Below are 25,313 nucleotides of genomic sequence, written 5' to 3'. Positions count from 1 at the left end.
ATGTTCGGATGCCCGCGTCAACCGGAAGTTCCAAGTCCATGAACGACGTCGTCCTCACCCTCGGCTCCCTCTCCCTGACGATGGGGAAGATCGTGATCGGCGCGGCGGCGGGGAGCTTCGTCCTCCTCGTGATCGTGACGTCGCTTCTTCTCAAGTCCCGCCGCGAGCGCGCCTTCGAGGCGGCCATCGCGGAGGAGCGGGCGCGGGAGATGGACGACAAGGTGGCCGAGCTCACCCGCATCCAGGCGGAGATGACGGGGCGGATGCAGACCATCGCCGAGGTGTTCGGCACGCGGCAGAGCGATTTCGTCCGCCTGATCTCCGAGCGGATCGACGGGCTGCAGCACCGGATGGGGCAGGGGCTGGAAGCCACGACGCGGCATCAATCGGAGAACCTGTCGAAGCTCAACGAACGCCTTGCGGTCATCGACGCGGCGCAGAAGAACCTGACCGACCTTACGGGCCAGATCGTCGGCCTGAAGGACATCCTCGCCAACAAGCAGAGCCGCGGCGCCTATGGCCAGGGCCGGATGGAGGCGATCGTCCGTGACGGGCTTCCGCCGAATGCCTTTGCGTTCCAGCCGACCCTGTCGAACCGCACGCGGCCCGATTGCCTCGTGCGGCTGCCGGGAGACGAGCGCGGTCTCGTGATCGACGCCAAGTTCCCGCTTGAGGGCTTCACCCTGTTTCGAGAGGCGAAAGGCGACGAGGCCCGCATCCGCGCCGCCGCGAGGGTGCGGGCCGACATGCTGGTGCACGTGAAGGACATCGCCGAGAAATATCTCATCCCGGGCGAGACCCAGGACATCGCGATGCTGTTCGTCCCGGCCGAGTCGATCTATGCGGATCTCGCCGAGCATTTCGACGACGTGGTGCAGAAGGCTCACCGCGCCCGGGTCGTCATCGTGTCGCCGTCCCTGCTGACCCTCGCCATCCAGGTCATGCAGGCGCTCGTGCGGGATGCGCGCATCCGCGAGGAGGCCCGCGTCATCCAGGTGGAGGTCCAGAAGCTCCTGGAGGACATCGAGCGGCTCGACGGGCGCGTCGCGAAGCTCGACGCGCATTTCCGGCAGGCGCAGGACGACGTGGCGCAGATCCGGGTTTCCACTGACAAGATCGTGAAGCGCGGCCAGAAGATCGAGATGCTCGAGTTCGAGGACGGCGAAGCGGGCGCCCGGGCGGAACTGCTGCGCCTGCAAGGCCGCAATCTGCGGGCCGTCGACTAGCCGACGGCTGCTCACCGGACTCTCGAAATCCCCCTGATCGGCGGGCCTGGCCCTTGGAACTGGGAGTGGGCCGCGACGTTCTTCCCGCGGTTGTGCCACGCGCTCTGCCGCTGATGGCGCCGCGTGCTGACTTGCCTCACATCAAAGGAAGGATATGCGCCATGGGCCTTTTGTCAAAGGACATCAAGACGTTGGACGACCTCTTCATCCACACCCTGCAGGACATCTACTACGCCGAGCAGCAGATCACGAAGGCGCTGCCGGAGATGATGAGCAAGGCCAGCGATCCGCAGCTGAAGCAGGCCTTCCAGACCCATCTCGGCGAGACCCAGCAGCAGATCCAGATGGTGGAGCAGGTGTTCCGCATGCACGGCCATGACCCGAAGGGCGTGACCTGCCCGGCCATCGACGGCATCATCGACGAGGCGCAGGATATCGCCGGCGACATCGACGACCCGCAGGTCCTCGACGCTGCGCTCCTCGCGGCCGCCCAGGCGGTCGAGCACTACGAGATCACCCGCTACGGCACGCTCGTGGCCTGGGCCAAGCAGCTCGGCCGCGACGACTGCGCCGGCGTCCTCCACCAGATCCTCGAGCAGGAGAAGGCCACGGACCAGAAGCTGAACCGCATCGCGGAAAGCAAGATCAACACGAAGGCTGCCTAAGGGCCGGTCCTCAGGTCTGAGCGAAACAGGAGCGGCGCCCGAGGGTGCCGCTTTTCCGTACGGATCGCGCTCAGCGTCCTTTGGACGGCAGAAGGCAGGCGTTGAGGAAGTCCGCAAGATCCTTGGTGATGTAGTCGATGTGAGGCGTCTTGACTGCCTCCTGCTCGAACTCCTCGCGGAAGGGATCGATCGTCGGCGGAACGATGAGCGTTGTCGTCATGCCGAGCTCGTGCGGCACCACGAGGTTCTTGGCGATGTCCTCGAACATGGCCGCGCGGGCGGGCTCGACCGCGTGCTTCTCGAGGAAGATCTCGTAGGCGCGCCGGTCCGGCTTCGGCACGAAGTTCGAGGCAGCGATGTCGAACACGTCCTCGAAATGGTCAAGGATGCCGATCTTCCGCGCTACGTTCTCGGCATGCTTGCGCGAGCCGTTCGTGAGGATCAGCTTACGGCCGGGCAGCCTCTCGATCGCCTTGCCGAGGTCTTCGTTCAGGGCGATGTCGGCATGGTCGATATCGTGAGCGAAGTCGAGGAAGTCGTACGGATCGATGTCGTATTCGTCGATCAGGGCCCGCAGGGTGGTGCCGTATTTGTGATAGAAATACTTCTGCAGCGACCGGGCCGAGAGGCCGTCGAGCCCGAAAAGCTCGGCGATGTAGAGGGTGATCCGCTCGTCGATCTGGGGCCAGACCCGGGACGTATGCGGATAGAGCGTGTTGTCCAGGTCGAAGATCCAGGTCTCCACATGCGAAAAGGGCCGGGATCCGGCGGATGAGACGTGGAGATCGACAGGCGGAATCGCGTTCATGACCATCAAGATAGCAATGGGGCCGAACTGGCCCCACTGATCTTCATATAAGGATGAAACGGAGTTCCGGGAAGACCCTTACCCCCTCCGGATCAGGGTGCCGGCGCCGTGGTCCGTGAACAGCTCCAGCAGGACCGCATGCGGCACCTTGCCGTCCAGGATGACCACCGCCTCGACGCCGCGCTCCAGGGCGTAGATGCAGGTCTCGATCTTCGGGATCATGCCGTCCGTGATGGTGCCGTCGGCGATCAGGCGCCGGCAATCCTCGATCGTCATCTCGGGAATGAGGTTCTTGTTCTTGTCCAGGACCCCGGGCACGTCCGTGAGCAGGAGGAGGCGCTTGGCCATCATGGCGCCCGCGATCGCGCCCGCGAAGGTGTCCGCGTTGACGTTGTAGGTTTGGCCGTCCTGCCCCACCGCCACCGGGGCGAGAACCGGGATCAGCTCCGCGCTCAGGACCTGATCCAGGACCTCGCGGTTCACTTTCTCTGGCTCGCCCACGAAACCGAGGTCCACGACCTTCTCGATGTTGGAATCGGGATCGACGGTGGTGCGGGTCACCTTGCGGGCCGTGACCATGTTGCCGTCCTTGCCGCACAGGCCCACGGCCTTGCCGCCCTCGGCGCCGATCCAGCCCACGATCTGCTTGTTGATGGAGCCGGCCAGCACCATCTCAACCACCTCGACGGTGGCCTGATCGGTCACGCGCAGGCCCGCCTTGAACTCCGACTTGATGCCGAGCTTATCCAGCATCCGGCCGATCTGCGGCCCGCCGCCATGCACCACGATGGGCTTGATGCCCGACTGCTCGAGCAGGACCACGTCCTCGGCGAAATCCTCGGCTGCCGCACGGTCGCCCATGGCGTGGCCGCCATACTTGATCACCACCACCTGCTGGTCGTAGCGCTGCATGTGCGGCAGCGCCTGCACAAGCACCTCGGCCTGCACATGAACATCGGGGAGCTGATCGGGCGTAGATGGATGCGTCATGGGCGGCTCCAGCGCGAGAGAACGACAAACGGCCTGCCTTCTAGCTCAGCCGCGACGCTCTGGAAACAGAGACTTCGGTGTCAACGGCGCAGAAGGGCGGCGGCTCCCACGAGAATCCAGCCGATCATGAGGAGGACCCCGCCGGTCGGGGCCGCCATGGGAGCAAGCGCGACGCCCGAAAAGGCCCGGCGCGAGAGGTCGCCGCAGAACAGGACGAGACCTAAGATCAGGACAAAGCCCGCCAGCCGGGCGAGACCCGGCCCGATCGCGCCGCCTTCCGAGAGCGCCACGAGAGCCAGGAGGGCCGGGGCGTGGAACAGCAGGAACTGGGCTGCCGTGGTCAGGTTGCCGCCCGTAACGTGCGCCGCAGCGGCCGACAGGCCGACGCCCAGCACGCCGGAGAGCGCCGCGGCGACGACGAGGATCCGCTCCGGCAGGCTCACGGGGCGCCCCGTTCGGCAAGGAGGCGCGCGATTCCCGCCCGCAGTTCGGGAATGCCGAGGCCGGAGCGGCTCGAGGTCGGCATGATCTCGGGATAGGCGGCGGCGCGCTTGGCGATCTTGGCTGCCGTATCGGCGATGCGTTTGTCGAGCTCCCCCTTCTTCAGCTCGTCCGCCTTGGTGAGGACGATCTGGTAGGAGACGGCGGCCTTGTCGAGGGTCTCAAGAACCCCCTCGTCGACAGGCTTGATGCCGTGCCGGGAGTCGATCAGCACGTAGACCCGGGCGAGGCTGGCGCGCCCGCGCAGATAGTCGTGGATCAGCTGAGTCCAGGCCTGCACCTTCTCCTTCTCGACGGCGGCGTAGCCGTAGCCCGGCATGTCCACCAGATGGAAATGGCCGCCGATGTCGAAGAAGTTGAGCTGCTGCGTTCGGCCCGGGGTATGGGAGGTGCGGGCCAAGGTGTTACGCCCAGTGAGCGCATTGACGAGGCTCGACTTGCCGACGTTCGAGCGGCCCGCGAAGGCGATCTCCACCTTGCTCATCGGGGGCAGGTTCTTGAGGGAGTTCGAGGCCCAGATGAAATCGGCCTCGCCCGCAAAGATCTTGCGGCCGGTTTCGAGAAGGGGATCGGTTTCAGGCGCCATGTCGGTCATGAGGTCCCTTATCGATGCTTGGGCCGCATACTTCAAGGCGTCAGACGTCCCCGACAGGGCGAACCGGGATCAAAATCTCATTTCCAGAACGGCTTGGCGTCCGGCAGGTCATGCGCCGCGGCCACGGCTTTCGAGAGCAGCTTCGCCAGGCGCTGCTCGGCCCGCTCGGGGTCGCTTTGCGCGAGGGACGGGACCATGGCGCTCCCGACCGCGATGTCGTTCATCTCGCCGAGCAGGTCCTGAAGGTGCTCCAATCCCTTCAGCATGGCCTTGCGGCGCTTCCTGGCCTTCTTGCGCTCGAACAGCGAGGCGAAGAATTCCGTGCCGTACCGCATCTTCTTGATCCGGATCCGCAATTGGTGCCGCTCGTCGTCCTGAAGTTCCTCGAGATGCTTGGCTTCCCGAAGGATCTTCCTGTGGCGCTGGGACAGCTCCTTGGCGGCATGCTTTCGGGCAGGGCGCGAGGTCCGCTTCTCGTGGCCGAGCCATTGTCCGGCTTCGATCCAGGCTGCGGTCTCGAGGATCGCGCCCATATAGCGGGGCGAGTCGAGCGCCTTCTGCAGGACGGCATAGGCCTTCAGTCGTCTCCGCTCCGTATCCTCGATGGCATTGTCCGCGTCCGGCGATCCGGCCGCCTCCCGAAGATTGCCGAGAAGCACGTCGAGATCTCGGGCCGGGCCCAGCTTGCGGCCAACCCAGCGCAGGCCCTGCTTGACGGATTCGGTCTCCTGCCCGGCCAGCATCTTCCTGAACAGGGACATGGCCGCCCGCAGGCGCCGCAGGCCGACCCGCATCTGATGCAGGGCCTCCGGATCCGGCATTCGGCGCAGCACGGATTCGTTCGCGATCATCTGCGACAGGCAGGAGCGCGCGATGATCTGAAACGCTTCGGCGCAGGAGGCGTCCGCATCGATGTCGATGTCCTGCGCGCGAATTGGTGCAGGAGCCTCCCGTCCCAACAGCCCGTAACCGCGCTCGGATTTGGTCACAGGAGCCAGCCGCAGCGGCGCGGTTCGGGCAAGGTCGTGCGCCAGGCGGAAGAGGGCGGCGGGAGCGCCCTGCTTCAGCTCGAGCTCAAGTTCCGCGAAGCGGGCCGTGCTGCCGCCGGCGGTGGCGGCTGCATCGTCGAGAGCCAGCTCGACCAGCGCTCCGTCATGCTCGACCTTGAAGGCGCGACGCTCCGTCTCGATCCCGAACACCGGCCGAATGGAGTCACGGACACCCTTCTTCGCGATCAGGCGGGCGAGAGGGGTCCCGGCCGCAGCCCCGAAATCGAGTCCATTGTCGACGGCCTGTTCCCATTCGCTGCGATCAAGGGCGAGGCCGCGGGACTTGTCCTCCGCCTTGATGGTCTGAACGGAGCTGCCGTTCCGCCGGCGGATGCGCAGGCTCAGTCCCGATTTTCTCAGGTCCAGGTCAGGCGTGTCGAAGTAGACGGCCGAGAGATGGCCGCTCTGGTCCTGATCGGGCTGGGCTCCGGCGACGAGTGGATGATCGAGGAGGCGCCCGACCGCGCCGGCCGCGATTTCGAGCTTCAGCTCGACCTCGCGCGGAGCTCCCTTGCGGTCGGCAAGTCGGTTTCGTGCCTTCTTGGATGATCCCATGGCCATGGCTGCCGCGTTCACTCGCCAGAGGCATATAGGGTTTCCGGCTCCGGCTGGAAGCCGAGGCGTTATTCGGCCGCTCTCAACGCGGCCAGATCCGCGCCTCGGATGGCGTTGAGGTTCCGGGTGATCTTCTCCACCGGCCAGTCCCACCAGCGGATGGCGAGAAGCTCCGCCACGACCTCGTCGGTAAAGCGCTGCCGAAGCACCTTCGCCGGATTGCCGCCGGCGATGGCGAAGGGAGGGACGTCCGACGTCACCACCGACTTCGCCGCCACGATGGCCCCGTCGCCGATCCTGACGCCCGGCATGATCGTCGCCTCATGGCCGATCCAGACGTCGTTGCCGACGACGGTGTCGCCCTTGAGGCCGGCTTGGATCGTGGCCCAGTCGAAGCCGTCCTCCCAGCCGTGGCCGAAGATGTTGAACGGATAGGTCGAGAAGCCCGTCATGGCGTGGTTTGCGCCGTTCATGATGAAGGTCGCGCCCGTGGCGATGGCGCAGAACCGCCCGATGACGAGCCGGTCGCCGATGAAGTCGTAGTGGTGCAGCACGCACCGCTCCACGAATGTCTCCGGTCCGTCCGGGTCGTCGTAATAGGTGAAGTCCCCGACCTCGATGTTGGGCTGCTTCACGAAGGCCTTGAGGAAGCCGACGCGGGGATGGCCCGGCAGCGGGTAGGGCGTCGAGGGATCGGGTCCGGTGGCCGTCATGTCGGTCTCCCGTTAAGGCAAAGAAAAATCCCCGGGGCAAGCCCCGGGGATGATGTCAGTGCGATCAGTGTCGATCAGCCTTTGGCCGGGCTCTTGCGGCTGAACGTGCTGCGCAGGTTGTCCCATAATTCGATCTTCACGCCGTTGCGCCGCATGATGAAGGCCTGCTGGGTGACCGAGAGAAGGTTGTTCCAGGCCCAGTAGATCACGAGACCGGCCGGGAAGGAGCCCAGCATGAAGGTGAAGATCACCGGCATCCAGGCGAAGACCTGCTTCTGGACCGGATCCGGCGGCTCCGGGTTCATCTTCATCTGGAGCCACATCGTGATGCCCATGATGATCGGCCAGGCGCCGAGCAGCAGGAAGTGGCCGACGACCGGCACCGCGCCCGGATTGTAGGGCAGCAGGCCGAACAGGTTGAAGATCGTCGTCGGGTCCGGGGCCGCGAGGTCGCGGATCCAGCCGAAGAACGGCGCATGGCGCATTTCGATGGTGACGAAGAGCACCTTGTAGAGCGCGAAGAAGACCGGGATCTGGATCAGGACCGGCCAGCAGCCGGCGACCGGATTGATCTTCTCCTTCTTGTAGAGCTCCATCAGCGCCTGCTGCTGCTTCATCTTGTCGTCCGCATAGCGCTCGCGGATCGAAGCCATCTCCGGCTGCACGGCCTTCATCTTCGCCATCGACGCATACGATTTGTTGGCGAGCGGGAAGAAGATGGCCTTCAGGATCACCGTCACGAGCAGGATCGCGACGCCGAAGTTGCCGAACAGACGGTAGAAGAAGTCCAGCACCTTAAACAGGGGCTTGGTGATGAAGTAGAACCAGCCCCAGTCGATCAGGAGGTCGAAGTTCTTGATGTTGAGGGCGCTGTGATAGGCGTCGACGGTCGCGACCTCCTTGGCGCCGGCGAACAGGCGCTGGGTCACCTCGGCCGAGGCGCCGGGCTGAACCGTCTGGGTCGAACCGGCGGCGGCGGCCTGATAGATCTGGCCCTGGCGGGACGTGAAGGAGCCCTGGTAGGGCTGGGTCTGGTCGGGGATGACGGCGGCGGCCCAGTACTTGTCCGTGATGCCGAGGAAGCCGCCCGTGACGTCCTGCCAGGTCTGTCCGACCGTGCCGGCTCCGGCGACCTGCTCCTTCTTGTCCAGATTGGCGTAGGTCAGTTCCTGGAGGCCGTTGTCGCCCAGGACGCCGATCATGCCTTCGTGGAGCACGTAATAGCCGAGCGTCGTCGGCTTGCCGTGGCGGGACACGAGACCATAGGACTGAAGCGTGACCGGAGCCGACCCGCGGTTTTCGACCGTGCTCTTGACCGTGAACATGAACTTGTCGTCCACCGTGATCGTGCGGCGGAAGACGAGGCCCTGGCCATTGTCCCAGCTGAGGGTTACGGGGGTGGAGGGCGTCAGCGTCTGGCGGTCCGCGGTCCAGACCGTCTCGGCGTTGGGCAGGGGGCCTGCCTCCGCGCCGAGCCATCCGAACTCCGCGTAATAGGGGTTCTGGGTTCCGGCCGGCGACAGGAGGACGATCTTCGGGCTGCGGGGGTCGACCGTCTCGTGGTAGTTCTTGAGCGCCACGTCGTCGATGCGGCCGCCGCGGAGGTTGATCGATCCGGCGATGGCCGGGGTGTCGATGGCGACGCGGGGCGTCCGGGCCAGAGCCGCTTCCCGCGACTCGACGACCGGAGCGGCCGGCGTGCTCGGAACCGTTCCCGGTACCGGCGCCGAGGGGCCGCCGGCTTGGCTGGGCGTCGGCGCGTTCGGCGTGACGTGCGTGGTTTGCTGCTGCTGGGCCGCTTGGCGCTGCTTATCGGCCTGGGGGGCTGCGAAAAAGTATTGCCAGCCAATCAAAACCGCCACCGACAGCACGATGGCGACGATGAGGTTTCTGTTTTCTTCACGCATGGGAATGTCCGCGACGCTCGCCGTTGGAGGGAGGTGAGGAGGGGACCGGACGGCCGGTGGTCCGCACACTCTTCGGCTTGGTGACAACCCCCAGCGCACGCCGAAGGTCGTCGACAAGCAAATCGAAATCAGCGGTCAGGATGTCGCGGCGTCCGATGATGACGACATCCATGTTGACGCTGGCAAACTCTGCGCCTGCCTTCTGGCAGACGGTCCGGAGCCGGCGCTTGATCCGGTTGCGCTCCGTAGCGTGTCCGACCCGCTTCGTGACGGTGAGGCCGAAGCGAAGGCCGAGGCCCAGATCGTCGCGCGGACGGCCCTGAACGGTCATCCGCTCCGTATGAAAGCGGCGGCCGGAGGCCGCCGCGACGAAGTCAGGTCTTTTCGTCAGGCGCCCGATCAAGCCTGCGCGTATCCCGCGCACCGGGCAATCCCTCAGGGCTGCTTACGCCGACAGGCGCTTGCGGCCATGGGCGCGGCGAGCAGCAATGACCTTGCGGCCGCCCTTGGTCGCCATGCGCGCACGGAAGCCGTGGCGGCGCTTGCGAACCAGCTTGCTCGGTTGATACGTCCTCTTCACGGCACTTCTCCGATGAAAGGGGCAGCGGCGCCATTCGGCTCGCGCCCGTCAGAAATCCTTGGGGTCGCCCCCGAAACTGTCTCGAAAAAACGATCAGCGCCCACGAAGAGCGCTGTCAGCTTGCGGGCTTATGACGGAAGGGAGCGTCAAAGTCAACGCCGCTCTGACCTTCCCAAAGGATTGACCGGACAGGCTCACGGGGGTGTGAGGACGCGATTGGGCTTGACCTCCTCCGGCGCTACATAGAAGGGGAAATCAGGAGGAAGCGTGGCGGGAGTCAGTCAGAAATCGGAGGGGCCGGGCCGGGCGAGCGGCCTCTGGCGCTTTCTGCCCTTGGGCGTGGTCCTCGTCGGCGTCATCGCCATGTTCGCCACGGGCCTGCACCATTCCTTGAGCTTTGAGGCCTTCATCGACTACCAGGATCGGCTCCAGCACCTGGTGGCCGAGCACAGGATCAAGATGCTCGGCCTCTACGTGCTGGTCTATGTGGCTGCCGTGACCCTCTCGCTCCCGGCCTCGGCCTTCCTGACGACCATCGGCGGCTATCTCTTCGGCTGGATCCTCGGCGGCGGCATCGCGGCCTTCTCGGCGACGATCGGGGCCACCAGCATCTTCCTGATCGCCCGAACCTCCCTGGGGCAGCCGCTCCTGGACCGGGCCGGCCCCCGGATCCAGAGCTTCGCCGAAGGCTTCCAGCGACGGGCGTTCTCCTATCTTCTCTTCCTTCGCCTGATGCCCGTGGTGCCGTTCTGGATCACGAACCTGGCCGCCGCCTTCTCCGGGGTCCGCCTGAGGCAATTCGTCCTTGCGACCCAGATCGGGATGCTTCCCGCTTCCTTCACCTTCGCGTTCGCCGGATCCGGCCTCGACGACGTCATCGGCGCTCATGCCCAGGCGCGCTCGGAATGTCTCGCGCGGGGAGGGGGCAGCTGCCCTGTGGACTTCGACGTCAAGAGCCTCTTGACGCCGGAGCTTATGATAGCCCTTGGGATACTCGGCGTCCTGGCCCTGGCGCCGATGCTGTACCGGCGCCTGAAGCGGGGCGCCTCAGGGAGTGGTGCGTGAAGAAGACCTACAAGATCAGCCGCGAGCCCGAGATCCTCAAGCCGGATCTGTGCGTCATCGGCGCTGGCTCGGCGGGTCTGTCGGTCGCGTCGATCGCGGCATCCTTCGGGGCGTCCGTCGTTCTGGTCGAGAAGCACCGGATGGGAGGCGAGTGCCTCAACGTGGGATGCGTGCCATCGAAGGCCCTGCTTGCGGCCGCGCATCGGGCCCAGCGGGTGCGCGACGCCGCCCGGCTCGGAATCGGAACGGGCGAGGGGCCGGTGATCGATTTCGGGCGCGTTCGCCGCCACGTCCGCGACGTGGTATCCGCCATAGCCCCCATGGATTCGGCCGAGCGCTACAGGGCCATGGGGGTGCAGGTCATCAAGGCCGAGGCGAGCTTCACCGACGCCCGGACCGTGGCCGCAGACGGCAAGGTCATCAAGGCCCGCCGCTTCGTGGTGGCCTCCGGCTCCCGCCCGGCGATCCCGACGATCCCCGGTCTCGACCAGGTTCCCTATCTCACCAACGACACCATCTTCGATCTCGAGGAAAGGCCGGAGCATCTGATCGTGATCGGCGGCGGAGCCGTCGGTGTCGAACTGGCCCAGGCCTATCGGCGTCTGGGCTCCGAGGTGACGATCGTCGAGGCGGGCGAACGCCTCCTCGGTCGGGAGGACCCGGAAATGGCGGCGGTGATCGCGCGGGCCCTGCGGCGGGAAGGAGCAGTCCTCAAGCTCGGCTTGTCCGTCGAGCGGGTCGAGCCTCGGGACGACGGCCGGGTCGCCGTCGTCCTTGCGGGCGGAGAAAGGGCCATCGAGGGCAGCCATCTGCTGGTCGCCGCAGGGCGCCAGGCAACGCTCGAGGGACTGAACCTCAAGGCGGCGGGAATCCGGGCGGACTCGACCGGAATCCTGGTCGGACGGAACCTGAAGACCTCGAACCGAAAGGTCTATGCTATCGGCGACTGCGTCGGCGGCGAGGAAACGAGCGGCCGCTTCACCCATGTGGCGAATCATCAGGCGGGGCTGGTGATCCGCAACGCGCTCTTCGGGCTTCCGGCGACGCCGAGCGAGGCCATTCCGCGCGTGGTCTACACCGACCCGGAACTGGCCGCCGTCGGGCTCGACGAAGAGGCCGCGCGGGCGGCTGGACGCCCTTTCCGAATCCTGCGTTGGGCTTTCGCCGACAACGACCGGGCGCGGGCCGAAGGCACCACCCAGGGCCATGTGAAGGCGATCGTGACGCCCCGGGGCAGAATCCTCGGCTGCACTATCGTGGGGCCGGGAGCCGGGGAGTTGATCATGCCCTGGGTCATGGCCGTTTCCCGCGGCCTGAAGGCATCCGATCTGGCCGGTCTCGTGTATCCCTATCCGACCTTGTCCGAGGCGACGCGAAGCGCAGCGGTCGAGTTCCTGAAGCCCGCGACCCAGAATCCCTGGCTGCGACGGCTGATCGGACTGGTTCGCCGCCTGGGGTAGGATGGATATGAACGCGGAGCAGCCTCAATCCATGACACGGAGCCTCCTGAGGCATCTCGGGCTCTCGTCGCGTCTGCTCCTGCTCACGGTCCTGTTCGTGATGGTTGCGGAGGTGCTGATCTATGTGCCGTCGATCGCGAATTTCCGCCTGACCTGGCTGAACGACAAGCTCGCCGCCGCTCAGATCGCGGCGCTCGTCCTGGATGCCTCTCCCGAGGAGGGCATTTCGGAGGAGCTCGAAATGCGGATCCTGAACGGCGTCGGCGCGAGGGCGATCGCGCTGCGCGCCGGCGGGCGACGCAGCCTGCTGGCGGCGGGCGACGTGCCGGCCGAGGTGGACAAGAGCGTCGATCTGCGGGACGCGCCCTGGAGCACGCTCGTTCAGGACGCCTTCGAGGAATTGTTCGATACGAGCAACCGGCCGATCAGGGTCATCGGCTCCGGCATGGGGGTCGACTTCGTCGAGCTGATCCTCGATCCCCGTCCGCTGCGCGCTGCGATGCTCGAGTTTTCACGCAACATCCTGTTCCTGTCCCTGCTGATCTCGGCCATCACCGCATCGTTCCTTTATTTCACCCTGCAATGGGTGATCGTGCGCCCGGTGCGCCGTCTTACCGGCAATATCGCGGAGTTCTCCAGCAATCCTGAGGATGCCTCACGGGTGATTCAGCCCACGGATCGGGCGGACGAGATCGGCCTTGCCGAACAGGCTCTGGCCCGCATGGAGACGACGCTCGCCGACGAGCTGCGTCAGAAGCGCCGGCTGGCCCAGCTCGGCTTGGCGGTCAGCAAGATCAACCACGAGCTGAGGAACATGCTCACGACGGCTCAGCTTCTGACGGACCGGCTCGACCGGAGCAGCGACGAGGCCGTGCATCGGATCGCGCCGCGTCTCGTGGCGACCCTCGATCGCGCCATCGCGTTCTGCGAGAACACGCTGGCCTACGGACGGGCCACCGAGCAACTGCCGCAGCGCAGGCTCGTGCCGCTTCGGCCCCTGGTCGAGGACCTCACCCACCTGACCGATCTCGCGCCCGGCTCGGGGATCGCGTTCGAGACCGAAGTGCCGGCGGATCTCAGGATCGATGCCGACCCGGACCAGCTGTCCCGGGTGCTCGTGAACCTCGTCCGCAACGCCGTTCAGGCCCTCAGCCAGGCCGGAGCCACGGAAGGGCGCCCCTATGTCAAGGTGACGGGCAGCCGGGAGGGGCGCATCGTTACGATCCTGGTCGAGGATAACGGGCCGGGGATTCCGGAGCGGGTCCAGGGCAGCCTGTTCATGCCGTTCCAGGGAACCGCCCGAAAGGGCGGCGCCGGCCTCGGGCTTTCGATCGCGTCCGAACTGGCCGGCCTTCACGGCGGAACCATCACGTTCGACCGCACGACGATCGGCACGCGGTTCAGGCTGACGATTCCAGACCGGGCCGCACTCGAGCAGGCCGTTTGAAAGATGCAGATCTTTTCACAATGAGGCTTGCCAAGCGCGCCAGAACCCTTTAAGTCAGCCGCCTCAGCCGATGTTGCTCCCCGCGAGCAACTGCTGAACAAGCGCCCGTAGCTCAGCTGGATAGAGCACCAGACTACGAATCTGGGGGTCAGAGGTTCGAATCCTTTCGGGCGCGCCATTTTCCTCTTTTAAAATCGAACGACGTCTAGGCCAGGGGCACTCCGCCCCGGATGGCGGCGATATCGCATCGCCTCACGAGGCGTACGGATCCTCGGCGATGAGTGGTGACGTCACAGCGCCTCCTGGCGATCCGGATGCTCCAGCCGCTGACGGCTCGAATCGCGTCCCCGGTCTCTCGGGCGAATCGTCGTGACGGTCTCCCAGGGGCGCAGGTTCGATCCCTTCGGCCGATCGGCTCTCCGCACCCTCCGACTCGTTCGACAATCCGCATTGTTTGCGCCATGTCTTGTCGATAAGCAGAGCGCAATTCTGCCTTGCGGCAAAAACAACGGAGGAACGGGATGGTGCGGACGGCGGTGAATGAGGGAGTTCTTGTCGCGACGATCGACAACCCGCCGGTGAATGCGTTGAGCGCCGATGTCCGCCGGGGGCTGGTCGAGGCTCTGCGCAATGCCGCTGCCGATCCGCAGGTTTCAGCCCTGGTGATCACGTCTTCAGGCAAGACCTTCATCGCGGGCGCGGACATTTCGGAATTCGGAAAGCCGCCGCAATCGCCCACTTTTCCCGAACTGATCCAGGCTCTCGAGGAATCTCCGAAACCGGTCGTCGCCGCCATCAACGGAGCGGCGCTGGGCGGCGGGCTCGAAGTGGCTCTTGCGTGCCACGCCCGTGTCGCCGCGCCTGGCGCGAAGCTTGGGCTGCCCGAGGTCAAGCTGGGCCTCATTCCCGGCGCCGGCGGCACGCAGCGTCTTCCGCGCCTGATCGGAGCGGCTACCGCCTTCCGCATGATGCGTGATGGCGAACCGGTCGGGGCGGCGGCGGCGCGGGATCTCGGCATCGTCGACATCGTTGCGGATAGCGATCTCCTGGTGACGGCGTCCATGCATGCGCGGGAGATGGCGCGCAACGGATCGCGGCCTGCCGCGCGCGATCGTCGGGATCGGATCACCGAGGAGGATCGGGCGGCCTTCGAGGCACTCGTGAAGGAGACCGCCCGACAGATGAAGGAGATGCCGAACGTCGCCGCTTTGGTCGAGACGGTGCGGGCGGTATTCGACAGGGCCTTCGACGACGGCGTCGCGCTCGAGCGCGAGCATTTTCTCCGTCTCATCGAGGATGATCGCTCCAAGGCTCTGCGCTACGTGTTCTTCGCCGAGCGCGAGACGTCCCGTGTGCCTGGATTGTCGAAAGATACTCAGGCGCGGCCGCTGCGTCGCGCCGCGGTCGTCGGAGCGGGCACCATGGGCGGTGGCATTGCGATCTGCTTCGCCAATGCGGGCATCCCCGTGACCCTGATCGAGACCAGCGAGGAGGCGCTCGCCCGCGGGATCGCCCGCATCGAGCAGACCTATGACGCATCCGTCAGGCGCGGCACGCTCTCTCCCGAGGAGAAGCAGCGCCGCCTCGGCCTCATCGCGGGCCGTGCAGGTCTCGAAGCTGCGGCCGATGCCGACATCGTGGTCGAAGCGGTGTTCGAGGACATGGCCGTCAAGACGTCGATCTTCGGCGATCTCGACCGCATCACGGCGCCGGGCGCCATCCTCGCCACCAACACGTCCTATCTCGACGTCAACGAGATCGCTGCTGCAACACGGCGGCCGGAGGACGTGATCGGCCTGCACTTCTTCAGCCCAGCGAACGTGATGCGGCTTCTCGAAGTGGTGCGCGCGGAGAGGACCTCGTCTGAAGTCGTCGCCACGGCCCTTTCCCTCGGACGGGCGCTCGGCAAGATCCCGGTCGTGGTCGGCGTGTGCTTCGGCTTCGTCGGCAACCGCATGCTGTCGAAGCGCACGGTGGCCGCGGAGCGCCTGCTGACCGCAGGGGCGCTGCCGCACGAGGTCGATGCGGCCGTCACCGATTTCGGATTCCGCATGGGGCCTTTCGCAATGGCCGATCTGGCGGGGCTCGACATCGGTTGGCGGACCCGCAAGTCGCTCGGCCAGAAGGCCCCGGTCGCCGATGCTCTCTGCGAGGCCAACCGCCTCGGTCAGAAGGCCGGGAAAGGCTACTACGTCTATCCCGAGGGAGCCCGGAGCGGGGAACGCGATCCCGAAGTCGAGCGCCTGATCGAGAAGGTCTCGTCGGAGCTCGGGATTAAGCGGCGGTCCTTCACGCCCGACGAGATCGTCGAACGCCTCCTCTATCCGATGGTCAACGAAGGGGCGCGGATTCTGGACGAGGGGATCGCTGCCAGGACCGGCGACATCGACGTCATCTGGCTAAACGGCTACGGCTGGCCGGCATGGCGCGGCGGCCCCATGTATTGGGCCGATCAGGTCGGTCTGGCAAAGATTGCCGACCGCCTCGAGGCTTTCGCCGCCGAGACTGGCGACGACAGCCTGAGACCGGCTCCGCTATTGCGGCGATTGGCCGACGAGGGTCGCACATTCGCGAGCCTCGGCGGGGAACGGTGAGGCCGTTTTCCTCATGATCGTCGCGGCATTGCCTGTGAGGTTCTACGCATGACGTCGTTGAAGGCGGCAATCTTCGATCTCGACGGAACGCTCGTCGACAGCGCGCGCGACCTCCAGGATGCAGCGAACGCTCTCCTAGCCGAGGAGGGGCTGCGCGCCGTCAGCCTCGATGAAACCAAGTCGATGATCGGCGACGGCGTCGCCAAGCTCGTCGAGCGTGCGATCGTTGCGACCGGCGGCGACACGTCCCGCCTGCCGCTCCTCGTCAGTCGGTTCCTCGAGATCTACGAGGCCAATGCGTCCCGTTGCACCGAGGCCTATCCGGGCGTCGTCGCCACCCTGGAACATCTGAGACGTCTCGGGCTTCGGCTCGCGATCGTCACGAACAAGCCTTATGCGGCCACCACTGAGATCCTCGATGCTCTCGGCCTGCGGATGTTCTTCGACGCTGTGATCGGAGGCGACACTCTTCTCGAGCGCAAGCCTCATCCGGCGCCGATCCTTGCAGCTCTCGAACGCTTGGGCGCCGGTCCCGATGCGGCCCTCATGGTGGGGGACAACTACCACGACGTTCAGGCGGCCCGCGCCGCCGGCGTTCGCGCCTTTGCGGTCACCTACGGCTACAGCCACAAGCCTCACGCGGAGCTTGGAGCCGAGCGGCTTCTCGACGCCATGTCCGAGCTTCTGCCCATCGTGGAGGAAGCCTGCTCGCCGCCGCTTTAGCGAGGCGGCTCACGCACGCCCCATCATGTAGAACTCGTCGTTCGGCCGCATGCTCGTGACGTTGGCGAGCCGGTTCGACATGGCGAAGAAGGACGCGACGGCCGTGATGTCCCACACATCCTCGTCGCTGAACCCGTGCGCCTTGAGGGCTTCGATATCCGCGTCGCCGACCCGGTAGGCTTCGAGCGACACCTTCATGGCGAAATCCAGCATGGCCTTCTGCCGGGTGCTGATGTCGGCCTTGCGGTAGTTGATGGCGACCTGATCGGCCACGAGCGGGTTCTTGGCTCTGATCCGCAGGATGGCGCCGTGGGCGACGACGCAGTACTGGCACTGGTTGGCGTTGCTCGTCGCCACCACGATCATCTCGCGCTCCGCCTTGGAGAGGCCGCTCGGCTTGTCCATCAGCGCATCGTGATAGGCGAAGAAGGCGCGGAATTCGTCCGGGCGTCGGGCGAGGACCAGGAAGACGTTGGGGACGAAGCCGGACTTCTCCTGGACGGCGAGGATCCGGGTGCGGATGTCGTCCGGCAGGCCGGCGATCTCGGGCACGGGGAAGCGGCTGATGGGCGTTTCGCTCACGATCTGTCTCTGCTCTCTTGTCGGCGGGCGCCGGTGCGGCGCCGAACGGCATGCTCTCAGATTGAACGGTCGCGGCGATCTCGTCTAGACTCGGCGCACGAACCCGAGGGAAAGGCCGCGCTTTGGCGCAGCCAGTCGAGCAACATGATGAGGCCGTCGAGCCGACGGCCTGAGGATACGCCGATGAATGCACCCTATGCCGCCGCCAGCCAGGACATCCTGCTCCGCGAGGATCGGGATGGCGTGGCAACGTTGACCCTGAACCGACCGGCGCATTTCAACGCCCTGTCCGAGGAAATGCTCGCGGCTCTCCAATCCGCCTTCGACGCGCTGGCGGACGATGGGGATCTCCGCTGCGTGGTCATCCGCGCCAACGGGCGGGCTTTCTGCGCCGGCCACGATCTCAAGCAGATGCGTGCCAATCCGCGGCAGGACTACTACGAGGACCTGTTCGCAAGGTGCAGCCGCGTGATGCAGAGCATCGTGAATCTGCCGATTCCGGTCATCGCGCAGGTGCAGGGGCTTGCGACGGCGGCGGGCTGCCAGCTGGTCGCCACCTGCGACCTCGCGGTCGCGGCGGAGAGCGCCACTTTCGCGGTGTCCGGCATCAATGTCGGGCTGTTCTGCTCCACGCCCGCCGTGGCGCTCTCCCGCAACGTCCCTCCGAAACGCGCCTTCGAGATGCTCGTGACCGGACGCTTCATCACCGCGTCCGAGGCCCTCGCCAACGGGCTCGTCAGCGGAACGGCGCCTGACGCGGAACTGGATTCCGCCGTGGCGGCGCTGACGGCCGAGATCTGCTCCAAGAGTCCCGTGGCGATCCGCACCGGCAAGGCCATGTTCAACCGCCAGCGCAGCATGAGCCTGGAGGACGCCTATGCCTATGCGGGCAACGTCATGGCCTGCAACATGATGGCCGAGGATGCCGCCGAGGGCATCGACGCCTTCATCGCCAAACGCAAGCCGGAGTGGAAGGGCCGCTGAGGCGGCCCCTGTCAGGGCTGGCTGCGCGCCACCTCGCGCAGGCGGAACTTCTGGATCTTGCCCGTCGAGGTCTTCGGGATCTCCGCGAACACGATGGTGCGCGGGCACTTGAAGGATGCGAGATGCTGCCGGCACCAGGCGATCAGGTCCTCGGCTGACACCGTTACGTCCGGCTTCAACTCCACGAACGCGCAGGGAGTCTCGCCCCACTTTTCGTCCGGCATCGCGACCACCGCGGCAGCCTGGACCGCCGGGTGCTTGTAGAGCGCATCCTCCACCTCGATGGACGAGATGTTCTCGCCCCCTGAGATGATGATGTCCTTGGAGCGGTCCTTCAGCTGGATGTAGCCGTCCGGGTGCTTGACGCCGAGGTCGCCCGAGTGGAACCAACCGCCTTCGAAGGCCTTGGCCGTCGAAGCGGGATTCTTCAGGTAGCCCTTCATCACGACGTTGCCGCGGAACATGACCTCGCCGAGGGTGCTGCCGTCGGCCGGCACGGGCTGCATGGTGTCCGGATCGAGAATGTCGAGACCTTCGAGCACGGGATAGCGCACCCCCTGACGGGCCTTTTTGGCGGCGTAATCCGCAGCCGGAAGGTCGTTCCACTCCCCGTGCCACTCGTTGACGACGGCGGGGCCGTAGACTTCCGTGAGCCCGTAGAGATGGGTCACGTCGAAGCCCGCCACCTTCATGGCGGCGAGCACCGCCTCCGGCGGCGGTGCGGCGGCCGTGAAGAAGCGCACGGTGTGGGGCAGGGGGCGCTTGTCGGCTTCAGGCGCGTTGAGCAGCGTCGACATCACGATGGGGGCGCCGCACAGATGCGTGACCCCATGGTCCGCGATGGCGTCGTACATGGGCTTGGAGCGCACGGCGCGCAGGCACACATGGGTGCCGGCGACGATCGACAGCGACCAGGGAAAGCACCAGCCGTTGCAGTGGAACATCGGTAGGGTCCAGAGATAGACCGGATGCTGTCCCATGCCGCCGGTGACGATATTGCCCATGGCGAGCAGGTAGGCGCCGCGGTGGTGGTAGACGACGCCCTTCGGATCGCCGGTCGTGCCGGAGGTGTAGTTGAGCGCAATCGCGTCCCACTCGTCCTGCGGCATGACCCAGGCGAAGTCGGGATCGCCTCCCGCCAGGAACTCCTCGTACTCGATGGCTCCCAGCCGCTCGCCGCTGCCGGTGAACTCCGGATCGTCGTAGTCGATCACGAAGGGCCGCTCGTCCATCTGGTCGAGCGCCGCCTTGACCACGGGTGAGAACTCCCGGTCCGTGATTAGGACCTTGGCGCCGCCGTGCTTGAGCGAAAAGGCGATGATCGGCGCATCGAGGCGCGTGTTGAGCGTGTTGAGCACGGCGCCCGCCATGGGGACGCCGTAATGGCACTCGAGCATGGCCGGCGTGTTGGGCAGCATGACCGAGACCGTGTCTCCCCGCCCGATGCCGCGCTTGGCCAGGGCCGAGGCCAGCCGTCGCGAACGGGCGTAGAAATCCCTGTAGCTGCGCCTTAAGCCGCCGTGGATGATCGCCGTCCGGTCCGGGTGAACGCTGGCGGCCCGCTCCAGGAAAGTCAGCGGGGTCAGGGGCTGGAAATTCGCAGGGTTCCTGTCGAGGTCCCGATCGTAGATGGAGGAAGGCACGGCGTCGTCTCCCGGGTGTTTTCCGCACTATGATGCACGAAAAATCCGCTGGCTATTCTGCGAAAAGCCAAGCGCCGTTGGGGCAGGTCCTTAGGATGCGGACCGGCGCCGGGCCATGAGAAGTTCCTTGGCCTGGTTCACGCGCGCCGCCAGGTAGGTTGATCCGCCCTGGTCCGGGTGCAGCTTCTTCATGAGCGACCGGTGGGCATTCCGGATCTCGTCCGGGGTCGCTCCGGCGCTCAGCCCGAGGATCTGGAGGGCCTCCTCCTCCGTCATGGCGCCGGAGCCGGATTGCCCCCGGGCCTCTGATCCTGCCTCCGCATGCTCCTGCCCGCCTCCGCGCCAGTGCGGAAACCGTCGATCCAGATAGGCCTCGACGAGGCGCGCCCCGTCCGGATCGCCCGTCTGGCACTGCGCCAGCAGGTTCCGCAGATCGGCTTCTTCAAGGGTGCCGAGCCGCCGTCCCATGAAGGTTCCGGCCAGGACGGAGCCGTCCATCTCGCCGCTGTCGTGGTCGAGCTCCATCTCGATCATGGCGGAGCGCACCCGCGACACGCTTCCGGATGTCTTGGGCGCTGACCCGCCGAAGCCGGGGAGCCGGAAACCGGACCACCCGAGCAGCCAGACCCCTGCGCTTCCGACGAGAAGCGCCATGTCGATCCTGCCCCGCAGTCCAAGCAGAGCGGCGAGGCCGAGCGCCGCGATCCCGCCCACGGTCCTGATCGCCTTCGCGACGGCGGCGGCATTGGCCTGAGCGAAGTTGTTGAGAAGCCACCAGAGGATGCCGACGGCGGCGATGCCGAGGAGCAGGGTCATGACGTCCTGCCGGTCATGGACGTCAGCAGGGCGCGCGCCTGCCCGCTCGAAGGAGCGAGGCGTGCAAGACCCTCCACGCCGCTCGTCGCATAGGCTGCGGCCGCCCGGAGAAGCTCCGCGAGAGCCTGCGGCGCCTTTGCGTCGAAACGGGCATAAGCTCCGCCGGTCAGCCGGGCGATCTCCCGGAAGGCGCGTCCCGCGTCGGAATCGTGGCCCTCGTGGAACATGAAGGCCTTGATGCCGAGGAGGCCGAGCTCGCCTGCGACGGTGCAGAGGTCGTCCACCGGCTCCTCCATGGCGTCGCCCACATAAACCAGCACCTTGAGCGGCGCCCGGGCGGCCTCCGTCCGCACGTGCCGCAACACGCACCCGATCTGCGTCTGGCCGCCCCGGCAGTCGATCCTGGTCATGAGGTCCGTGAGCGCCCGCGGGTCGGCGACCCAGCGGGAGGCGCGGCACTCGCCGAAGCCGCGGAAATAGACGAGCTGGACCGAAAGGCCGCCGGCCCGGCTCGCCGCGGCGAACATCTCGCCCTGGACCCGGCAGGCCAGATCCCAGGTCGGCTGCCGGCTCATGGTGGCGTCGAGCGCGAAGACGAGCCTCGCGCGCGGAGCGCCGCCCTGCAGCGGACCGAGGCGCTTCGCCTCGTCCAGGAAAGAGTCGACCATCGCGCCCGGCGTGGCGGATCCTGCCTGCGTGAGATCCTTCCTGTCCGTCATCGCACCTCCCTGCCCATCTGATGTGGGATGGCAGGGCTGCGTTGTAAATCCGGCGCGCGGCTGAAGCCTTCCGGACTTTTGTGGACAGGTGAGGCGCCGCGATGCGGGAGGCAGCAGGCAAGAAAAAAGGCCGCTGTCTCCAGCGGCCCGAAGTTTAGGGAGGAAACGCCCAAGAAGGGCAGCAGCACCGCGACGCCAATCGCCGTGCTGCACTGCAAGAGATAGTTTATGCCTGAACGCTCTTCAAGGCCAAAAGGACAGCACTGCTGCCCATTTTTGTAGCGTCAGCTATGCTTCCGCCGGAGGGGTGATCCCTAAGTCGCTCAGCTTGGATCGCACCTCGGTGATGGAGCGCTTCAGCTTGAGGCTGATCACCGAGACCGGAACCCCTTCCCTGGCCAGGGTCACCAGGGATTGCACCGCTTCGAAAGACCAATTTCCTTCGCCGTTCATGGCACGCGCCTCCTGTGGACATGATCCGCAAAGGTTAAGGGCAAGTGCGGCGAGAAGATGGATGGTGAGACGAGAGCAAGCGAAGACGAGAAGCAGGATTTGGGAGTGCAGATCGGAATGAATTGGCTCTGCCGCTTTCGTGGCCGAGCGCCCAAGCTTGGCTAAATCTCTCCGAACAACGTTCGTTCCTGGCTCCAGACAGAAGATTTCCCAGTGAACTGCAGGGAATTCTCTCGTTCAGGGCTAACGCGGCGACTTGCCCGAATAAAAAGTTAACCATTTATTACCGAGGCCTTCCTACGTCACCTGCAAGTAGAATGTGACTCTGCTTGCGTGGGTGAACGCACATTTTCAGCCCTTCCTCCCTGTTCAGGGAGTAGCGTTATTACATGCTGTAGGATTCATAGATCCCCTGTTCACAAGGGGATTCGAACAATGACATTCGCGATCTGGGGCGTTGAAGAAGCCGTCTACATCAGGAACCCTAACACCGGCTCATCATCGGTCGGCGACGATGTCGTGGCCGCATTGCCCGATGGCGGCTACCTGGTTCTCTATCGTGATGGCAACTCCCTTTACCTTCAGCGCTATGACGGCGCCGGAGCGAAGGTGCCAGGGGACCGCATTCCTGTTTCGACGAACGGAGCTGCGCAAGAGCGTAGCGATATCGTTGTTCTAGATAACGGCAGTTTCGCCGTGAGTTGGGTTGAGAAGGTCGGCACTCAATACACAGTGAAATCCCGCGCTTACGATAGCAATGGCGCACCTGCTACACCGGATCCGGTCACGCTCGTCGTCGGAACTGGCAACGATGTCCCATCCGTCGCGCTGCGACCGAGTGGACAGGGCTTCATCACGGTTTACAAGCAGGGGACCGAGATCAAGTTTGCCCTCCAGGCGCCGAATGGCAGCCTGGTGAACGCCACCCCTTTGACGATCGGGACCGGTAGGCTCGGAGACGTTACGCAAATCTCGGCGACGAAGCATGTCGTAACCTACGAGCGAAACGGTGATGTCTTTTTCAGAATCGTCGATTCTGGGACCAATCCGCCTGTTAGCAATGAAGTGACTGCCGACAATGGCGAGATCAGCGACGTCATTGCCTTGAAGAACGCCGATGGCACGCTCAGTGGGCGTTTTGCCGTTGCATATGGCAACACGAACGCCTCTACCGTCAAGGTCAAGACCTATGCGGCAGATGGCACGGTGGATAAGTCGATCCCTGTGCTAACAGCCGGTGGCACTGGCGCCTCGGAAAGCGACCACTTTCATGCTGTTGCGTTGAAGGGCGGGCGCATTGCCGTCGTCTACTCGTCCACGGCCAATATCGCAGACGATAACAGCGATATCTTCCTCAAAGTGATCGAAGCTGATGGCACCACCGTCAGCGATCCGCTTCTCGTCGGCTCGCTTGTCCGTAACGGATCGGGTCAGTACGAGCCTTCCATCACCGAAATGGCGGATGGCCGGTTGGCGGTCAGCTTCTATGACAAGGTAGGCAATACTCGGATCTCGACCAACATTGTCGACGCCCGTATCGATAAGGTCACGGTCAACGGCACCAATGGCAATGACATCTACGCCGGCTCCGACTACAACGGCAACGAATTGAACGGCCACGGCGGCAACGACAAGTTCTTTGCAGGCAAGGGCTCCGATGCCTTCGACGGCGGCACGGGTACTGACGTCGTGACCTATGAGCGCTCCGCGGGCGGCGTGGTTGTGTACCTTGCCAGTGGAGGTGCCACCGGCGATGCCCAAGACGACACTTATGTAGGGGTCGAAAACGTCATCGGGTCGCAGCATGGTGACACGCTCATCGGCGACGGTTCCGCGAACGAACTCTCGGGTCTTGCCGGCAACGACTTCGTGTCTGGTGGGGGCGGGAACGACACGCTGCACGGCGCCGCCGGCGCGGACATCATGAACGGGGACGACGGAGACGATCTGCTCAACGGCGGCAACGACGGGGACGTGATGACCGGCGGAGCCGGTGCTGACGTCCTCCGTGGCGACGCCGGCAACGACGTTCTCGATGGCGGCATCGGAGCGGACGTTTTGGAAGGCGGCGATGGTGCGGATAATCTCACCGGCGGCGAGGGTCGCGACACAATGGCGGGCGGCGCCGGCGACGACACGTACTTCATCGACGGCGATGACGCCGTCGTCGAGGCGGCTGGCGGCGGCATCGACACCATCTACTCGACCGCGGGCCTCAATCTGGCTAATTTCGCCAATGTCGAGAACATCTACTTTATCGGCACCGGGGCTGCGTCACTGCTCGGCAACGCAGATCACAACACCCTCAATGGCGGCGCCAGCGGCGACACGATCTTCGGCGGCGGCGGCAACGACATCCTGAACGGCGGTGCGGGCCTCGACTACCTGAGGGGAGACGAAGGCAACGACACCATCTATGGCGGCGGCGACAACGACTACCTCCTCGGCGGCGCCGGCACGGATCTCCTGAGCGGGGACGAAGGCAACGACCGGCTGCTGGGCGAGGACGGCGACGACATTCTCCTCGGCGACAACGGCAACGACACCCTTGTCGGCGGCACCGGAAACGACGTCCTGGGCGGCGGCTTCGGCGACGACCAGATCTGGGGCGGGCTGGGCAAGGACGCTCTCGCGGGTGGAGCCGGCAAGGACGTGTTCGCGTTCGACTACAAGCCGAACAAGGCCCATGCCGACCGGATCACGGACTTCAACGTCCGGGACGACAGCATCTACCTCGAAAACGCCGCCTTCAAGAAGCTCGGCAAGAAGGGCACCATCGACAAGCCGGCGAAGATCGGCCGCGCGTTCTTCACTGTCGGCGACAAGGCCAAGGACGCTAACGACTACCTGATCTACAACAAGAAGACCGGCAAGCTCTACTACGACGAGAACGGGTCGGGAGCCGGCAAGATGGTCGAGATCGCGACCCTGTCGAAGAACCTCAAGCTGACCTACAGCGACTTCTTCACCATCTGATGAGCCGTGGAGGGACTGCCGAGCAGACCCTCCCGCTCCAGATAAGCTCTATCGAGAAAGATGCCCCGGCTCATACCGGGGCATTTTGCTTGAGGGCGGTGCCTTGATCCCGGCGTCCGGCCGCCAGGACTGTTGGGCTGCCTGCTTGGCCGTTGGCCGCGACATGGGGGCTCCGAACGCCGAAGCTCCCGGGAGGCCGTAGGGTCCCGGCCGGGAAAAATTCGGCCCAGCGCAACCTTAGCCGCTCGTGCGCGTTCCTCTG

23 protein-coding genes and 1 tRNA gene are annotated in these 25,313 nt (G+C 65.4%); 10 read left to right on the top strand and 14 right to left on the bottom strand.

Going from position 1 to position 25,313, the window contains the following annotated elements:
- The first annotated feature begins 38 nt into the window (after window positions 1–38).
- Together DES45_RS12130 and DES45_RS12125 are read left to right on the top strand one after the other, a co-directional pair.
- Window positions 39–1,226 (top strand): DNA recombination protein RmuC, encoded by a 1,188-nt coding sequence (locus DES45_RS12130; RefSeq protein ID WP_114770262.1) that lies wholly within the window; start codon window positions 39–41, stop codon window positions 1,224–1,226.
- 161 nt (window positions 1,227–1,387) lie between these two features.
- Window positions 1,388–1,891: a YciE/YciF ferroxidase family protein gene (locus tag DES45_RS12125; protein ID WP_114770261.1), complete on the top strand. Its 504-nt coding sequence runs from the start codon at window positions 1,388–1,390 to the stop codon at window positions 1,889–1,891.
- 70 nt (window positions 1,892–1,961) lie between these two features.
- On the opposite strand, the gene DES45_RS12120 is transcribed toward DES45_RS12125, so the two are convergent.
- The 9 genes from DES45_RS12120 to rpmH form a co-directional block, all read right to left on the bottom strand.
- Window positions 1,962–2,699: a pyrimidine 5'-nucleotidase gene (locus tag DES45_RS12120; protein ID WP_114770488.1), complete on the bottom strand. Its 738-nt coding sequence runs from the start codon at window positions 2,697–2,699 to the stop codon at window positions 1,962–1,964.
- 78 nt (window positions 2,700–2,777) lie between these two features.
- Entirely contained in the window at window positions 2,778–3,689 is a 912-nt protein-coding gene (gene argB, locus DES45_RS12115) for an acetylglutamate kinase (RefSeq protein WP_114770260.1), read from the bottom strand.
- An 80-nt stretch (window positions 3,690–3,769) separates the two neighbouring features.
- A complete protein-coding gene (locus tag DES45_RS12110; protein WP_114770259.1) occupies window positions 3,770–4,132 on the bottom strand; it encodes a DUF423 domain-containing protein in 363 nt (120 codons plus the stop codon).
- Window positions 4,129–4,785 carry a ribosome biogenesis GTP-binding protein YihA/YsxC gene (gene yihA / locus DES45_RS12105; RefSeq protein ID WP_114770258.1) on the bottom strand — a complete coding sequence of 219 codons (657 nt, stop codon included), beginning with the start codon at window positions 4,783–4,785 and terminating at the stop codon, window positions 4,129–4,131. Before yihA ends, DES45_RS12110 begins: the two co-directional genes overlap by 4 nt.
- A 77-nt stretch (window positions 4,786–4,862) precedes the next feature.
- The gene (locus DES45_RS12100; protein WP_114770257.1) at window positions 4,863–6,395 is read right to left on the bottom strand and encodes a CYTH and CHAD domain-containing protein; all 1,533 of its coding nucleotides are present in this window, start codon (window positions 6,393–6,395) and stop codon (window positions 4,863–4,865) included.
- Between the two features lie 62 nt (window positions 6,396–6,457).
- Complete coding sequence (locus DES45_RS12095) at window positions 6,458–7,102, bottom strand: CatB-related O-acetyltransferase (protein WP_114770256.1); 645 nt, start codon at window positions 7,100–7,102, stop codon at window positions 6,458–6,460.
- A 74-nt stretch (window positions 7,103–7,176) separates the two neighbouring features.
- Window positions 7,177–9,009, bottom strand: coding sequence for a membrane protein insertase YidC (gene yidC, locus DES45_RS12090; RefSeq protein ID WP_114770255.1), 1,833 nt, complete (start codon window positions 9,007–9,009; stop codon window positions 7,177–7,179).
- The gene (gene rnpA / locus DES45_RS12085; protein WP_173949322.1) at window positions 9,002–9,433 is read right to left on the bottom strand and encodes a ribonuclease P protein component; all 432 of its coding nucleotides are present in this window, start codon (window positions 9,431–9,433) and stop codon (window positions 9,002–9,004) included. The genes yidC and rnpA overlap by 8 nt, the downstream gene beginning before the upstream one ends.
- A 21-nt stretch (window positions 9,434–9,454) precedes the next feature.
- Entirely contained in the window at window positions 9,455–9,589 is a 135-nt protein-coding gene (gene rpmH / locus DES45_RS12080) for a 50S ribosomal protein L34 (RefSeq protein WP_027314822.1), read from the bottom strand.
- A gap of 267 nt (window positions 9,590–9,856) precedes the next feature.
- Here rpmH and DES45_RS25690 point away from each other — a divergent pair, with 267 nt between their 5' ends.
- From DES45_RS25690 to gph, 6 genes are all read left to right on the top strand, one after another.
- Complete coding sequence (locus DES45_RS25690; RefSeq protein ID WP_114770254.1) at window positions 9,857–10,654, top strand: TVP38/TMEM64 family protein; 798 nt, start codon at window positions 9,857–9,859, stop codon at window positions 10,652–10,654.
- Entirely contained in the window at window positions 10,651–12,114 is a 1,464-nt protein-coding gene (locus DES45_RS12070; RefSeq protein ID WP_245571695.1) for a dihydrolipoyl dehydrogenase family protein, read from the top strand. Before DES45_RS25690 ends, DES45_RS12070 begins: the two co-directional genes overlap by 4 nt.
- 31 nt (window positions 12,115–12,145) lie before the next feature.
- Window positions 12,146–13,561 carry a sensor histidine kinase gene (locus DES45_RS12065; RefSeq protein ID WP_114770486.1) on the top strand — a complete coding sequence of 472 codons (1,416 nt, stop codon included), beginning with the start codon at window positions 12,146–12,148 and terminating at the stop codon, window positions 13,559–13,561.
- Window positions 13,562–13,662: 101 nt separating this feature from the next.
- A tRNA-Arg gene (locus DES45_RS12060) sits at window positions 13,663–13,739 on the top strand.
- A gap of 343 nt (window positions 13,740–14,082) precedes the next feature.
- Window positions 14,083–16,155 (top strand): 3-hydroxyacyl-CoA dehydrogenase NAD-binding domain-containing protein, encoded by a 2,073-nt coding sequence (locus DES45_RS12055; RefSeq protein ID WP_114770252.1) that lies wholly within the window; start codon window positions 14,083–14,085, stop codon window positions 16,153–16,155.
- 48 nt (window positions 16,156–16,203) lie between these two features.
- Window positions 16,204–16,878, top strand: a complete 675-nt coding sequence (gene gph, locus DES45_RS12050; protein WP_114770251.1) for a phosphoglycolate phosphatase — start codon at window positions 16,204–16,206, stop codon at window positions 16,876–16,878.
- 9 nt (window positions 16,879–16,887) lie between these two features.
- Here gph and DES45_RS12045 read toward each other — a convergent pair whose 3' ends face one another.
- Window positions 16,888–17,460: a peroxidase-related enzyme gene (locus tag DES45_RS12045; protein WP_114770250.1), complete on the bottom strand. Its 573-nt coding sequence runs from the start codon at window positions 17,458–17,460 to the stop codon at window positions 16,888–16,890.
- Between the two features lie 183 nt (window positions 17,461–17,643).
- On the opposite strand from DES45_RS12045, the gene DES45_RS12040 reads away from it, so the two are divergent.
- A complete protein-coding gene (locus DES45_RS12040) occupies window positions 17,644–18,444 on the top strand; it encodes an enoyl-CoA hydratase (protein ID WP_114770249.1) in 801 nt (266 codons plus the stop codon).
- An 11-nt stretch (window positions 18,445–18,455) separates the two neighbouring features.
- Here the strand turns inward: DES45_RS12040 and DES45_RS12035 are convergent, their stop codons facing one another.
- The 4 genes from DES45_RS12035 to DES45_RS25150 form a co-directional block, all read right to left on the bottom strand.
- A complete protein-coding gene (locus DES45_RS12035) occupies window positions 18,456–20,087 on the bottom strand; it encodes an acyl-CoA synthetase (RefSeq protein ID WP_114770248.1) in 1,632 nt (543 codons plus the stop codon).
- 90 nt (window positions 20,088–20,177) lie between these two features.
- A complete protein-coding gene (locus tag DES45_RS12030; RefSeq protein WP_114770247.1) occupies window positions 20,178–20,903 on the bottom strand; it encodes a DnaJ domain-containing protein in 726 nt (241 codons plus the stop codon).
- Window positions 20,900–21,622 carry a vWA domain-containing protein gene (locus tag DES45_RS12025; protein WP_114770246.1) on the bottom strand — a complete coding sequence of 241 codons (723 nt, stop codon included), beginning with the start codon at window positions 21,620–21,622 and terminating at the stop codon, window positions 20,900–20,902. The genes DES45_RS12030 and DES45_RS12025 overlap by 4 nt, the downstream gene beginning before the upstream one ends.
- Window positions 21,623–21,910: 288 nt before the next feature.
- Window positions 21,911–22,075 (bottom strand): hypothetical protein, encoded by a 165-nt coding sequence (locus DES45_RS25150; protein WP_170151477.1) that lies wholly within the window; start codon window positions 22,073–22,075, stop codon window positions 21,911–21,913.
- A 435-nt stretch (window positions 22,076–22,510) separates the two neighbouring features.
- On the opposite strand from DES45_RS25150, the gene DES45_RS12020 reads away from it, so the two are divergent.
- Window positions 22,511–25,051, top strand: coding sequence for a calcium-binding protein (locus DES45_RS12020; RefSeq protein ID WP_114770245.1), 2,541 nt, complete (start codon window positions 22,511–22,513; stop codon window positions 25,049–25,051).
- Window positions 25,052–25,313: the final 262 nt, after the last annotated feature.

Source organism: Microvirga subterranea (genome assembly GCF_003350535.1).
Taxonomy (GTDB): Bacteria; Pseudomonadota; Alphaproteobacteria; order Rhizobiales; family Beijerinckiaceae; genus Microvirga; species Microvirga subterranea.
The sequence above is the reverse complement of the archived record's forward strand: the minus strand, read 5'-3'. Positions and strand labels throughout refer to the sequence as shown.